This window comes from Allobosea sp. 01N443, from assembly GCF_056399325.1.
The window spans coordinates 1-13465 of record NZ_JBFTRC010000104.1; the positions used below are offsets into that span (position 1 = coordinate 1).

14 protein-coding genes are annotated in these 13465 nt (G+C 66.0%); 6 read left to right on the forward strand and 8 right to left on the reverse strand.

The window, feature by feature from the left end; translation table 11 throughout:
- The first annotated feature begins 24 nt into the window (after window positions 1-24).
- Entirely contained in the window at window positions 25-1293 is a 1269-nt protein-coding gene (locus AC1DRP_RS22555; RefSeq protein WP_476769623.1) for an RNA polymerase sigma factor, read from the forward strand.
- 107 nt (window positions 1294-1400) lie between these two features.
- On the opposite strand, the gene AC1DRP_RS22560 is transcribed toward AC1DRP_RS22555, so the two are convergent.
- The 5 genes from AC1DRP_RS22560 to pdxH all read right to left on the reverse strand — a co-directional run bounded on the left by AC1DRP_RS22560 (window position 1401) and on the right by pdxH (window position 4172).
- A complete protein-coding gene (locus tag AC1DRP_RS22560) occupies window positions 1401-1670 on the reverse strand; it encodes a hypothetical protein (RefSeq protein ID WP_441488264.1) in 270 nt (89 codons plus the stop codon).
- A gap of 185 nt (window positions 1671-1855) precedes the next feature.
- The gene (locus tag AC1DRP_RS22565; protein WP_476769603.1) at window positions 1856-2296 is read right to left on the reverse strand and encodes a TIGR02301 family protein; all 441 of its coding nucleotides are present in this window, start codon (window positions 2294-2296) and stop codon (window positions 1856-1858) included.
- Window positions 2293-2772: an NUDIX hydrolase gene (locus AC1DRP_RS22570; protein WP_441507675.1), complete on the reverse strand. Its 480-nt coding sequence runs from the start codon at window positions 2770-2772 to the stop codon at window positions 2293-2295. Before AC1DRP_RS22570 ends, AC1DRP_RS22565 begins: the two co-directional genes overlap by 4 nt.
- Window positions 2769-3545 carry an SDR family NAD(P)-dependent oxidoreductase gene (locus tag AC1DRP_RS22575; protein WP_052514014.1) on the reverse strand — a complete coding sequence of 259 codons (777 nt, stop codon included), beginning with the start codon at window positions 3543-3545 and terminating at the stop codon, window positions 2769-2771. The genes AC1DRP_RS22570 and AC1DRP_RS22575 overlap by 4 nt, the downstream gene beginning before the upstream one ends.
- 12 nt (window positions 3546-3557) lie before the next feature.
- Window positions 3558-4172, reverse strand: coding sequence for a pyridoxamine 5'-phosphate oxidase (gene pdxH / locus AC1DRP_RS22580; RefSeq protein ID WP_441488267.1), 615 nt, complete (start codon window positions 4170-4172; stop codon window positions 3558-3560).
- Window positions 4173-4299: 127 nt separating this feature from the next.
- Here pdxH and AC1DRP_RS22585 point away from each other — a divergent pair, with 127 nt between their 5' ends.
- From AC1DRP_RS22585 to fabI, 3 genes are all read left to right on the forward strand, one after another.
- Window positions 4300-4764: an RT0821/Lpp0805 family surface protein gene (locus tag AC1DRP_RS22585; protein ID WP_476769604.1), complete on the forward strand. Its 465-nt coding sequence runs from the start codon at window positions 4300-4302 to the stop codon at window positions 4762-4764.
- Window positions 4765-4911: 147 nt separating this feature from the next.
- On the forward strand, window positions 4912-5829 hold the full coding sequence (locus AC1DRP_RS22590; protein ID WP_476769605.1) for a DnaJ C-terminal domain-containing protein: 918 nt from the start codon (window positions 4912-4914) through the stop codon (window positions 5827-5829).
- Between the two features lie 76 nt (window positions 5830-5905).
- Window positions 5906-6745: an enoyl-ACP reductase FabI gene (fabI, locus tag AC1DRP_RS22595; RefSeq protein ID WP_441507678.1), complete on the forward strand. Its 840-nt coding sequence runs from the start codon at window positions 5906-5908 to the stop codon at window positions 6743-6745.
- 15 nt (window positions 6746-6760) lie between these two features.
- Here fabI and folK read toward each other — a convergent pair whose 3' ends face one another.
- The 3 genes from folK to folP are packed head-to-tail and all read right to left on the reverse strand — an operon-like array spanning window position 6761 to window position 8467.
- On the reverse strand, window positions 6761-7276 hold the full coding sequence (gene folK, locus AC1DRP_RS22600) for a 2-amino-4-hydroxy-6-hydroxymethyldihydropteridine diphosphokinase (protein ID WP_476769606.1): 516 nt from the start codon (window positions 7274-7276) through the stop codon (window positions 6761-6763).
- Window positions 7266-7640 (reverse strand): dihydroneopterin aldolase, encoded by a 375-nt coding sequence (folB, locus tag AC1DRP_RS22605; protein WP_069879469.1) that lies wholly within the window; start codon window positions 7638-7640, stop codon window positions 7266-7268. Before folB ends, folK begins: the two co-directional genes overlap by 11 nt.
- Complete coding sequence (folP, locus tag AC1DRP_RS22610; protein ID WP_476769607.1) at window positions 7637-8467, reverse strand: dihydropteroate synthase; 831 nt, start codon at window positions 8465-8467, stop codon at window positions 7637-7639. Before folP ends, folB begins: the two co-directional genes overlap by 4 nt.
- A gap of 137 nt (window positions 8468-8604) precedes the next feature.
- On the opposite strand from folP, the gene AC1DRP_RS22615 reads away from it, so the two are divergent.
- Both AC1DRP_RS22615 and AC1DRP_RS22620 read left to right on the forward strand, forming a co-directional pair.
- Window positions 8605-9213 (forward strand): histidine phosphatase family protein, encoded by a 609-nt coding sequence (locus tag AC1DRP_RS22615; RefSeq protein WP_441488272.1) that lies wholly within the window; start codon window positions 8605-8607, stop codon window positions 9211-9213.
- 227 nt (window positions 9214-9440) lie between these two features.
- Window positions 9441-13451, forward strand: a complete 4011-nt coding sequence (locus AC1DRP_RS22620; RefSeq protein ID WP_476769608.1) for a Pls/PosA family non-ribosomal peptide synthetase — start codon at window positions 9441-9443, stop codon at window positions 13449-13451.
- Window positions 13452-13465: the final 14 nt, after the last annotated feature.

Consider the following 13465-nt stretch of genomic DNA (forward strand, 5'->3'; position numbering starts at 1 on the left):
CCGAAATGGTGTGTATCGGCCGTCATGTCGGCGAGCGATGCACACCGTACCATTGAAACGGTCTGGCGAATCGAGGCTCCCAAGCTGATCGCCGGGCTGACGCGCATCACCCGTGATGTCGGGCGCGCCGAGGAACTGGCGCAGGATGCGCTGGTCGCGGCTCTGAAGCAGTGGCCGCAAGACGGCGTACCGCGCAATCCGGGCGCCTGGCTGATGCAGGCGGGCAAGCACCGCGCCCTCGACGGCCTTCGCCGCGACAAGCTTCTCGCCCGCAAGCATCAGGAGCTTGGCCACCAACTCGAAACCGAGACGACGCCCGATCTCGACGCCGCGCTCGATGACGATGTCGGCGACGATCTGCTGCGGCTGGTCTTCACGGCCTGCCATCCGGTTCTCTCGACGGAGGCGCGGCTTGCACTGACGCTGCGACTGCTCGGTGGACTCACCACCGAGGAGATCGCGCGGGCCTTCCTGGTGCCTGAGCCAACCATGGCGCAGCGGATCGTGCGGGCGAAGAAGACGCTTGCCGACGCCAAAGTGCCCTTCGAGGTTCCGCATGGCGCGGAATTGGCCGAGAGACTCGAGTCGGTGCTCGAGGTCGTCTACCTGATCTTCAACGAGGGCTATGCGGCAACAGCCGGTGAGGATTGGATCCGACCGGCCCTGTGCGAAGAAGCACTCAGGCTGGGGCGCATCCTGGCCGAGCTCGCGCCGCTGGAGCCCGAGGTCCATGGACTCGTAGCGCTGATGGAGATCCAGGCGTCGCGCCTCAGGGCCAGGGTCGGCCCGAGCGGCGAGCCGATCCTGCTGCTCGACCAGAATCGCGCATGCTGGGACCATCTTCTGATCGGCCGGGGCCTTGCGGCGATCAAGCGGGCGCGAGCGACAGGTGGCGTTATCGGTCCCTATCTGCTCCAGGCCGAGCTAGCCGCCTGCCATGCGCGAGCGCGCACCGCGGAAGAGACGGATTGGGTCCGCATCGCCGTGCTTTATGGTGCGCTGGCCGCGATCAACCCGTCGCCGATCGTCGAACTCAACCGGGCGGTGGCGATCAGCATGGCCGAGGGGCCGGCAGCCGGGCTTGCCGCGGTCGAACGACTGGCCTCGGAACCCTCGCTGAAGAACTACCATCTGCTGCCGAGCGTACGGGCCGATCTGCTCGGCAAGCTCGATCGGCATGGCGAGGCGCAGGCCGAGTTCGAGCGCGCGGCGGCGATGACGAGGAATGTACAGGAGCGAACATTATTGCTCGCTCGCGCAGAGAATGCCCGCCGGGCCGCTAGCGGCGCCTAGGCAAGACCAGAGCATCAGACCGGACAGTGGGATCCACTTTTCGGAGAAATCCGATGCGGGGCAAAGAGATGGGCCGCCACAATACGTCCGGTCGGACGCACGGCGATCTAGTGCCGTGTGCCCATCGTGAAGGCGCCGCAGCGCACCTTTTCCGCCAGGGTTTCGGCGAAAACAGCTGTGGCTTCTTCGCCATAGGTCTCGACCAGCGTGCGAAAGGCCGCGAAGAGAGCGGCGTGGGCCAGCGCATCGCTGTCGAGCCCGTCCTGCTGCGCCTCGTTGAAGGCGTCCTCGACATAGCCATAGGCGACGCGGCGTGCATCTCCCGGCTCGTCGGTGAGCATGGGATCGAGCTGCAGATCGTCTGGACGGATGGACATGAAGGCACGGACTCTGCGGCTGGTCACAAAGGACCGGCGCGTACCCGAGAATCAGGCCTGCGCCGGGGCGATCGACTGCCTCAGATTCATACGCATCAGGGGAGGCTGGCGCTACCGCGGTGTTTAAGAAAGGTTAATTTGACCGCGCGAGTTTTGAGAAAGACACAGTTTCGTCCCGATGTGACCTATCCGCCATAGCGGCCGGCGAGGGACCGGGCCAGACGGTCGCCTTCGGCGGCGAGTCGCCGTGCGGCCTCCTGGCTGCCGCCAGAACAGCTCCGGTGGGTCGCCGAATAAGCCCGGAAACCGCCGTTATAGGCACTCATCAGCCGTTCCCGCCGCTGTGGCGTGCGTCCTTCGGCCTCGATCAGCGCAGTCATGCGCTCACGCCAGACATCGGCTTCCTTGCCGCCGCACAAGGTCCGCAAATAGGCGAGCGAGCCCATGATCTCGGCGAGTTCGAGCAGTTGCGGTTCGTAGGGCGGAGGCGGCGCCTCGGGGGGCGGCGTGGCCTGGGTCGGCGGCGGCGGCGGCGATTGCTGGCGTTGCCCCTGTGCAATGGCGTGACCGAACGGCGCAACCGCCATTATCCCGGCGAGTAGAAGCGCGAGGCGGGTGCAGGTCACGGCCGCTGACCGCCGCTCTGCAGGATGGCATGGGCGTTTCGCAGCACGTCACCGAGTTCGCGCGTCGTCGCCAAGCCTCCGAGTTTGAGCGGATCGGCCCACATCACGGCGCCTGCCTCAGGACCGGGCTGCGGCTCGCCGGAAATCCATTCGCCGACGAATGAGGCGATGACGAAATGATGCGTCACCGAGCCTGCCGCATCACGCCCGAAAATCTCGACATGCCGGTTGAAGCCGAGAATGGCGGCCTTGACCCCGACCTCCTCCTCGAGCTCGCGCAGTGCGGCCGCTTCAAGCGTCTCGCCTGCTTCGACCTTGCCGCCGGGGAGTGACCAGAGCTGGTCGGCCGGCGGCTTGGTACGGGTTGCGAGCAGCACCTTGCCGTCGCGAAAGACCGCGAGGGACGCGGCAAGCGTTGGGCGCGCCGCCTTGGCCTGCGTCGGAAAACGGATGACCTGGCCGCCTTGGCTCTTCACACGTGCTGCCCGCCATTGATGTGCAACTCGGCGCCCGTGACATAGGACGAGGCGTCGGTGCAGAGGAAATGGATCGCCTTCGCGACTTCCTCCGTCTTGCCGAGCCGGCCGAGCGGCAGCGTCGCGACGATCTTCTCGGTGCCGGGCGAGAGGATGGCAGTGTCGATCTCGCCGGGCGAAATCGAGTTCACCCGGATGCCGAGCGGGCCGAAATCGGCGGCCATCTCGCGCGTCAGGCTGGCGAGCGCCGCCTTCGAGGTGGCATAGGCGGCACCGGCGAAGGGGTGGACGCGGGAGCCGGCGATCGAGGTGACGTTGACGATCGTGCCCCTGGCGGCGGTCAGCTCGTCCAGCAGGCCGCGCGCCAGCATGATCGGCGCGAAGAAGTTGACCTGGAAGACCTGGTGCCAGTCATTGAAGGAGGTCGTGGCAGCGCCCAGGCGCATGCCCTTCGGCCCCTTCGGAGAAATGCCGGCATTGTTGACCAGGGCATTGAGCTTGCCGCCCTCGGCCGCCAGCCGCTTCTTGATCTCGGCTATGCCACGCATCGTGTCCTCGGGGTCGCCGAGATCGATCTGGACATGATCGTCGGCGCCTGAGGGCCAGGGGCATTTATCCGAGAAGGCCTGGCGCGAGCAGGACAGGATGCGCCAGCCTGCCATGGCGAACTGCATCACCGTGGCGTGGCCGATCCCGCGGCTCGCTCCGGTCAGGAGCATGACCGGGCGCTTGCCTGCCTCGGTCTTGGGGAAGTCGAATTTCGGCATGGCCATGCGGTCAGATCCTCAGGGGTAAAGGCGGGTTCGCGTCCACGGCTCGGCGGCCGAGGCACGGCGGAAGACCACACGGTCGTGCAGGCGGAAGGCGCCGTCGCGCCAGAACTCGATATAGACCGGGTCGATGCGGAATCCAGTCCAATGCGGCGGGCGCGGGATCGTGCTGAGACCGAATTTCGCGGCATAGCTCGCCACGGCCTTCTCGAGCGCGAAGCGGCTCTCGAGCGGGCGCGACTGCTGCGAGGCCCAGGCTCCGATGCGGCTGTCGCGCGGGCGAGACTGGAAATACGCATCGGCCTCGGCGTCGCTGACGATCGACACGGGTCCGCGAATACGGACTTGCCGGCGCAGGCTCTTCCAGTGGAACAACGCGGCCGCCTTGCCCTGGCCGAGCAGCTCCTCGCCCTTCTGGCTTTGGGTGTTGGTGTAGAAGACGAAGCCGTCGCGATCGTGCCCCTTCAGCAGGACCATGCGGACATTGGGCAGGCCCTCGGCATCGACCGTCGAGAGTGCCATGCCGTTGGGGTCGTTCGGCTCGGAGCGCGCGGCCTCCTCCAGCCAGCTCGCGAACAGGGCGAAGGGTTCATCGACTTCGGTGAAGTCACCCGGCGTTAACCGTTCCACGTGTCTAATCCTCGGCAAGTTCTGGTTAAGCGTCGGGCGAGCGCAATCTGTGATTTGGTGTTGGACTGCGAGTTTATATAGGCCAGCCCGGGCGGCGAACCAAAGCCTCGATCGGCGCGCTGCGCCCATGCGTCCGGCTGCTGTCGCCACCGTGCTGCTGCTCGCCGTTGCCAGCGCCGGCTGCTCGGTCTCCTTTCCGATCCTCGGCCTGTCGAGCAAGTCCGAAGACGAGGTGGCGATGACGACGACTTCGACCCTGCCGGCGCGCGGCACGACGAAGCCGAGCGTGCTTGGCGCCCTCTCCACCGAGCTTGGTCCCGAGGATCTGCGCCGTGCCGATGGGGCGATGGCGCTGGCCCTCGACCCCCAGGGCAATGGCGCAGCGGTCAACTGGGATAATCCGCAGAGCGGCATGAAGGGATCGTTCACGCCGGTCGGTGGGCCGTTCCTGCGCTCGGACGAGATTTGTCGTGCCTTCATCGCCAATGTCCAGACGCAGACCAGCCCGGTTCGGCTTCAGGGCACGGCCTGCCGTCCGTCCGGTGGAGAATGGGCAGTCAAGGAAACGCAACCCTGGAAGGGGTTCAGCTAGCATAGGCTGCCGGATCCGGCCTGCGGCCGCGCCGGGAAGGAAAACGTTGCATTCCCGCCACAGTCTCCCCACATAGCGGGCGGAGCTGTTCCGGCGTGCCGTATCGGGCGCGGGAAACAGCGTCTCGTCGAAGAGTGGGGTTCATGCATGCGCGATCCGTATCAGGTCCTGGGCGTCGCCCGTGGTGCCAGCGAAGCTGAAATCAAGAAAGCCTATCGCCGTCGCGCCAAGGACCTGCATCCCGACCGCAATCAGGATGATCCCAAGGCGCAGGACCGCTTCTCGGAGCTCAACAGCGCCTATGAGATCGTGGGTGACGAAACCAAGCGCAAACAGTTCGACCGCGGCGAGATCGACGCCGACGGCAAGCCGAAATTCCAGGGCTTTGAGGGCATGGGCGCCGGTCGGGGTGGGCGTGCCGGCGGGTTCGAGTTCAATTTCGGCCATGGCGGCGGCGCAGCTTCCGGGCGTGGCGGGGCCGATCAGGGCTTCGATCCTGCCGATATTTTCGGCTCGCTTTTCGGTGACGCGGCCCGCCGCGGCGGCGGCCGGGCTCGCCATGAGCCCCAGAAACCGCCGGAGCAGAGCTTTTCGCTGAGCGTCTCGCTTGCCGAGGCCGCCACGGGCGCTACCCGCCGTGTGAAGCTGCCGCATGGGCGCGAGGTCGAGGTCACGATTCCCGAGGGTGTTGCGGACGGCAAGGTCATGCGGCTGCGCGGCCTTGGCCAGACCGATCCCTTCTCGGGCGAGGCTGGCGACCTGCTGATGACGATCAAGGTCAAGCCCGATCCGCGCTTCACGATCGAGGGCCATGATCTGCGTACCCGCGTGGCGGTTCCGCTGGCGACGGCCGTGCTGGGCGGGCCACTGCATGTGCCGACCCTCACCGGAGCCGTGGAGATGAAGATTCCACCGCTGACCGGTACGACGAAGCAGTTTCGCCTGCGCGGCAAAGGGCYGAAGGGCGAGAAGGGTCATCACGGCGATCTCTTCGTCGCAATCGACATCGAGATGCCGGAGAAGGATCCCGAACTGACGGCGCTGATGAAGGCGCGGAGCGAGTAAGCGAGCAACTGAGCCTTTCGTTGAGGCGCTGGCTCGGCTAAGAGACCTTCCGCTTCGTCCAGTTCGCAGGTCCCCGATGCCCGAATCCAGCGCTGCCTCCTCCACCGCCAATGTCCTGAAGGGCAAGCGGGGCCTCATCATGGGCGTCGCGAACAATCGCTCGATTGCCTGGGGCATTGCCAAGGCTGCGGCCGATGCTGGTGCGGAGCTGGCTTTCACCTATCAGGGCGATGCGCTGAAGAAGCGCGTCGAACCCCTGGCGAAGGAACTTGGCGGGCATGTTGTCGGCCATTGCGACGTCACCGACTCGGCGACGATCGATGCCGTCTTCGCCGAGGTCGAGAAGCTCTGGGGCAAGCTCGATTTCGTCGTTCACTGCATCGCCTTCTCCGACAAGGACGAGCTGACCGGCCGCTATGTCGAGACGACTGAAGCGAATTTCACCAAGTCGCTCCTGATCTCCTGCTATTCCTTCACCGCCGTCACGCAGCGCGCCGAGAAGCTGATGACCAATGGCGGCTCGATGCTGACGCTGACCTATTACGGCGCCGAGAAATGGATGCCGCATTACAACGTCATGGGCGTGGCGAAGGCGGCGCTGGAATCGAGCGTGCAGTATCTCGCCGCCGATCTCGGTCCCTCGAAGATCCGCGTCAACGCGATCTCGGCTGGGCCGATCAAGACGCTCGCCGCCTCTGGTATCGGCGATTTCCGCTATATCCTGCGCTGGAACGAGTACAATTCACCGCTCCGTCGCACCGTGACGATCGAGGAAGTCGGCGAGACCGCGGTCTTCCTGGTCTCCGACATGTCGCGCGGCATCACCGGCGAGATCATGCATGTTGATGCCGGCTACCACGTGGTCGGCATGAAGGTGCCGTCTGCCCCCGATATCACGCTCGACAAGGGCGAGTGATCCGGAGCGCCGGCTTCAGCCGGCGCCGGCGTTCCGCAGGCGCGCCGTTTCCGTATCGTCGCGCCTGACTTCCTCGCTCGCGAGAGCGTCGCGCAGATCGGACGCACTCCTGCCGCCGATAACCAGCGTCGGCGCGATTTCCGCGAGCGGCGCCAGGACGAACGCGCGCTCGGCGATGCGCGGGTGCGGAACCTGAAGACCCGGCTCGTCGATGATAGCCTCGCCATAAGTCAGAAGATCGATATCGAGCGTGCGCGGCCCCCAGCGCTCCTTGCGCTCGCGGCCTTGCTCGCGCTCGATCCTCAGACAGAAGGCGAGCAGGTCGGCCGCCGCGAGATCGGTTGCGATCATCACGGCCATGTTCTTGAATTCGGGCTGGTCGAGCTTGCCCCAGGGCGCGGTGCGATAGACCGACGAAATCCGCAGCACGGTCACGGCAGGATGGCGCGCGAGGGCTTCGATCGCGGCGGCGAAGGCAATGACCGGATCGCCGAGATTGCCGCCGAAGCAGAGAGCGGCCTCAGTCTTCACGCCGGAAGTCCAGGCGGATGCCGACAGCTGCCAGCGTTGCCGGAATCGGCGGCGCGGGCTTGCGCAGGGTGATCCAGACACGGCTGACCGGCGGGAACTCGGCCAGGATGGCCTGCGCCACGGCGCGCGCTGCCGCTTCCAGCAAATTGTAGCGGCGGGTGGTGAAGGTCTGTTTCACCACGGCGACGACCTTGCCGTAATCGACCGTATCCGCGAGGTCGTCGCTGATGGCCGAGGCGTGGATATTGGTCGCCAGCGCAATATCGAGCGTGAAGCGCTGGCCGAGCCGTTCCTCCTCGGAGAAGCAGCCGTGATAGGCATAGATGTCGAGCTTCTCGATCAGGATGCTGCCTGTCTCGCTCATGGCGCGTCTCCGATGGCGGTCCAGACCTTGAAGGCGTCGGCATGTGGACGAATGTCATGCGCGCGGATGATCGAGGCGCCCTGCGAGACGCCGTAGAGATGGGCTGCCAGCGTGCCGGCCAGTCGCTCGGCCGGAACCTTCTGGCCGGTGATCAGACCGATGGTCGACTTGCGTGAGGCGCCGAGCAGGATGGCGCAGCCAAGCTGTTCGAGCTGGCGGAGGTCGCGGATCATCGCGAGGTTCTGCGCCGGCGTCTTGCCGAAGCCGATTCCCGGGTCGACCACGATCTGCTCGCGTGGCACGCCGGCTGCGATGGCGATGGCGATGGAGCGTTCGAGGTAGCGCAGAACGTCGTCGAGGATATCAAGCGCGGGATCGATGCTGTCGCGGTTGTGCATCAGGATCATCGGGGCGCCGAAGCGGGCAGCGACATCGGCAATGGCCGGCTCGCGCTGGCAGCCCCAGACGTCATTGACGATCGCTGCGCCGGCGCCGAGCGCGGCTTCGGCGACCTCGGCCTTGTAGCTGTCGATCGAGATCGGGATGCGTGTTCGGGTGGCGAGTCGCGAAATCACCGGGATGACCCGGGCACGCTCGGTCTCCGCATCGACTTCTGCATGGCCTGGCCGGGTCGACTCGCCGCCGATATCGACGATATCGGCGCCCTCCGCGATCAGCGTTTCGGCATGAGCGATCGCCTCGTCGGCGCTCTTCAGCATGCCGCCATCCGAGAAGGAATCGGGAGTGACATTGACGACGCCCATGAGCAGGGGCGTCGTGCCGAGGGCAAGCCTGCGACCGTCTGGCAAAGTGAGAGCCGGGGACATGGATCCATCCGAAGCGGAGAGCCGCCTATACACAGCGCACTCGCGCTCTGCCATCAGAAAGCGATGACAGGTTGCCATGGCCAATACGCATGCCCCTGTGCCCCTCTGACGCTTTGACCTGCGGGCGCGGAGCGTGCATGAGCCGGAGCATGCTGCCGCTCACGATCTCTCACCGCCTCTTCCTCGTCCGTCACGGCGAAACCGACTGGAACCGGGAGGGTCGTCTCCAGGGTTCGAAGGACATCCCGCTGAACGAGCTCGGGCGCGAGCAGGCGGCCGAAGCCGCCGGGCGCCTGCGCAACCTGGTGCAGGGCTATGAGGGGCTCGATTTCGTGGCCTCTCCCATGGAGCGGGCGCGCGAGACCATGGAAATCCTGCGCTACCGGCTGGGGTTGCCGCCCAAGGGCTACCGCATCGATGAGCGCCTGCGCGAGCTGACCTTCGGCGCCTGGGAAGGGTTCACCTGGCGCGAGGTCCGCAAGTCCGAGCGCGAGCTGGCGCTGGCGCGCGAGCGCGACAAATGGGGCTTCGTTCCCCCTGAAGGCGAGAGCTACCGGATGCTGGCCGAGCGGATCAGGCCGGTGCTGGAAGGGCTGACGGGCGAGACGGTGATGGTGAGCCATGGCGGTGTGGCGCGCGCCGTGCTCGCGCTTGTCGGGGCGGTCGCGCCGGGGGAAGCCGCCATGGTCGATATCTGGCAGGGCAAGATCCTGATGGTCTCGGACGGACGCGTCTCCTGGGTCTAGCGCGAGGTTCGGTCGCAGACATTCATCGTGGGTTCAGGGGTGCTCTTTAAGGAGTGTTGTGCTAGCAGGGATGCACACAACAGCGACATGCTCGGCCGGGGGGAGGCAGCCGGAATCCGGATCGAACGATACGGTTTCCGGGGCAGTTTTAGAGGTGCGGTTCGCCGCAGGGTCGCCTTGGGGTGAGTGCCGCCGGGGCTGCTCTGGCCGATCCGCAGCGGGGCACCATGAACGACATCAGCATTCTGTCGGCGGACGAGACCGCCCGGAGCGCCACCCCGCTCGCCATGATCGCGGGCGAGAAGCGGCCTGACCTGATCCGCGATGAGGTTCTGGGCGAGATCTTCGCTGCGACAGTGGCCGCGCGCGGCGCACACCCGGCTCTGACGGATGCCGAGCGCCGGCTCAGCTATGACGAGGTCTGGGCAGCGGCGCGCAGTCAGGCGCGCGGCCTTGTCCTGTCGGGCGTCGGCCCCGGCAGCATGGTCGGCCTGTGGATGCCGCGCGGCATCGACCTCCTTGTCGCGCAGATCGCGATCACGCTCAGCGGCGCGGCCTGGGTGCCGTTCGATGCCGAGGCGCCTGTCGATCGCATCGCGACCTGCCTGAACGATGCCGAGGCCAAGGGGCTCGTGACCTGCGCCGCCTGGCAGGGCAAGGCGGCCGCGATCGGGCGTCCGGTCTGGTCGCCTGCCGATCTCGTGGCGCGTGACGATGGCGCACTCCTGCCGGCGCGCGCAGCCGGGCTGAGCAAGGATCATCCCGCCTACCTGATCTATACCTCGGGCTCGACGGGGACGCCGAAGGCGATCGTCATCAGCCATCACAACATCTGCCACTTCCTGCGCTCCGGGAACGCCTTCTACGGGATGGGGCCAGACGACATCGTCTTCCAGGGCGCGTCGGTCGCCTTCGACCTGTCGATGGAGGAAATCTGGACACCCTATCTCGTCGGCGCGACGCTGTTCGTCGCTTCGCCCGAGATGATGGGCGATGCCGAGAAGCTGCCGGCAATCCTGAACGGTGCCGGCGTCACCGTGATCGACACCGTGCCGACGCTGCTCGGTATCCTGCCTTCCGACGTGCCTTCGCTGCGGCTCATCCTGCTCGGCGGCGAGGCGCTCCCGCCCTCGATCGTGCAGAAATGGGCGAAGCCGGAAAGGCGCATCCTCAACACCTACGGGCCGACCGAGGCGACCGTGGTGGCGACCGCGACCGAGGTGAAACCCGGCGAGGTGGTGACCATCGGCCGGCCGATCCCCAACTATACCGCCTATGTCGTCAGCGAAGAGCTGCAATTGCTGCCGCCTGGCCAGCAGGGCGAACTCCTGATCGGCGGCCCGGGCGTTGCCCGGGGCTATCACGGCCGCCCCGAACTGACGGCGGAGAAATTCATCGCCAATCCGTTTGGTGGGATCGACGACCCCATTCTCTACCGATCCGGTGATGCGGTCAGCCTCGATGCGGCCGGCAACTTCGTCTTCCATGGCCGTATCGACGACCAGATCAAGATCCGCGGCTTCCGGGTCGAACTCGGCGAGATCGAGTCGAAGCTCGCAGACGAGCCGGGGGTGAACCAGGCGGCGGTCGTGCTGCGCGAAGATGACGGCATCGAACGGCTCGTCGCCTTCGTGGTCAGCGAGCCCGGCGTCGCGGTCGATGCGGGAGTGCTGCGCGCTGCGCTGAGAGAACAGCTGCCTCCCTACATGGTCCCTGCCCATTTCGAGGCTGTCGGCTCGCTGCCGCGCATGGTCTCGGGCAAGGTCGACCGCAAGATGCTGAGGGCTGCGCCGCTGACGGCGCCGGCCGCAGCCGGCGAGCAGGAGCCGCCGCGCAACGAGACGGAGGCCGCCCTTCTAGAGGCGGCCAAGCGCGTATTGGGTGCGTTGAGCCTGCCGTTCGAGGCCGATTTCTTCGTCGATCTCGGTGGTCATTCGCTGCTGGCCGCGCGCTTCATCTCGATCGTGYGCGAAACCCCTGCCTATGCCGGCATCACGCTGCAGGACGTCTATGGTGCCCGTACGTTGCGTGGCATGGCGGCGGTGCTCGATGGGCGCGGGATCGCGGAGGCCGAGGATCTCTCTTTCACTCCGCCCTCCTTTCGGCGCCGCTTCCTGTGCGGGCTGGCGCAGGCCGCCGCGCTGCCGATCATCATCAGCCTGGCGACGGCGCAGTGGCTCGGAATTTTCGTCACCTATCTGCTGATTTCCGGCGAGGACCTGTCGCTGCCGGCGCAGGTCTTCACCCTGCTCGGCGTCTATGTCGCGATTACCATCGTCACCGGCCTGATCTCGATCGCCTTGAAATGGATCGTGCTCGGCCGGACCAAGCCCGGCGTCTATCCGCTCTGGGGCGTCTATTATTTCCGCTGGTGGTTCGCCGCGCGCGTTGCAGGCCTTGTCCATATCAAATGGCTGCAGGGTACGCCGGTGATGCGCTTCTACTGGCGCCTGCTCGGTGCCAAGGTCGGCCGCGACGTCATCATCTCGGATTACGAGGCCGGTGCGCTCGATCTCATCGAGATCGGCGACTACACGACCTTCGGCTCGAAGACCACTTTCGCCAATGGCGAAGCCATCGGCGACAAGCTGATCCTGGGCCGGATCAAGATCGGGCGGGACGTGAACGCTGGCGCCTCCGTGGTCTTCGGTCATGGCAGCACCACCGGCGACCATGCCGAGATTGGCGATCTGACGGCGATACCGTCCGGTACGACGGTCGGCGCGGCCGAAATCTGGGACGGCACGCCTGGCCGGAAGATCGGCATGGTCGATCTCGACGCGTTGCCGCCGCAGGCCGAGGCGAGCATGCGCCGTCGCTTCGCGATGACGGTTTTCTACGTGTTCATGCTGATCGTGCTGCCGCCGATCAGCTTGCTGCCGATCTTCCCGGCCTTCTGGCTCTTCGACAGGATCGACGACCAGATCGCGACATGGTCCGATATCAGCTATCTCTGGTATCTGCCGATCCTGACCTGGCCGACGGCGATGGGCCTCATCGCCTTCACCGTGCTGCTGATGGCCGGCCTGCGCTGGGTGATCCTGCCGCGCGTGACCTCGGGCTCGTGGTCGATCCATTCCGGCTTCTATGCCCGCAAATGGACGGTGGCGCTGGCGACCGAGGTGACGCTGGAGACACTCTCCTCGCTGTTCGCGACGATCTATATGCGCTTCTGGTATCGGTTGATGGGCGCCAGCATCGGCAAGGGCGCGGAGATCTCGACCAATCTGTCGGGTCGCTACGATCTGACGGCGATCGGGGCCGGCAACTTCATCGCCGACGAGGTCGTCTTCGGCGACGAGGACATGCGCCGCGGCTATATGCGTCTCGACATGACGAAGACCGGCGATCAGGTCTTCATCGGCAATGATGCGGTCGTGGCGCCAGGCGCCGTGATCCCCGACCGGGTGCTGATCGGCATCAAGTCGAAGCCGCCTGCCAATGAGAAGATGCAGCCGGGCGATACCTGGTTCGGCTCGCCGCCGATCCGCCTGCCGACGCGGCAGAAGGTCGACCTTGGGGCGGATTGGACCTACAAGCCGTCGCTGGGGAAGAGGCTGGCGCGGGCGGGCTTCGAGGCGCTGCACACCTCATTCCCGGCGATGCTGTTCATCACTTTCGGCACCATCGCGGTCGATCTCGTGCTGCAGCAGAAGATCTTCGATCGCGACTGGGGCGGGCTCGCGCTCAGCTTCATGGGCGTGTCCATCCTGATCGCGGTGACGCAGGCGCTGATCTGCGCCGCGATGAAATGGCTGCTGATGGGCGTCTACAAGCCGGTGATGAAGCCGATGTGGTCGTTCTGGGCGATGCGCACCGAGGCGGTCGCCGTGCTCTATTGGGGATTGGGCGGCAAGGTGCTGTTCGACTATCTGCGCGGCACGCCTTTCCTGCCCTGGTTCCTGATGCTGTTCGGTGCGAAATACGGCAAGGGCGTCTGGCTCGACTCGACCGATATCACCGAGTTCGACTGCATCAGGGTCGGCGATTACTGCACGGTCAACGCGCATTCGGCCCTGCAGACCCACCTCTATGAGGACAGGGTCATGAAGGTCGGCCGCGTGCATCTCGGCAAGGGCGTTTGTGTGGGCGCGGCAGCGACGGTGCTCTACGACACCCATGTCGGCGACTACGCGCAGATCGGCCTGCTGACCGTGATCATGAAGGGCGAGAACCTGCCGGCGAATACGCGCTGGGAGGGGGCGCCGGCGGTGCCGGCCAAGGCGGCGGCGCACTAGGGCCAAAGCTGACC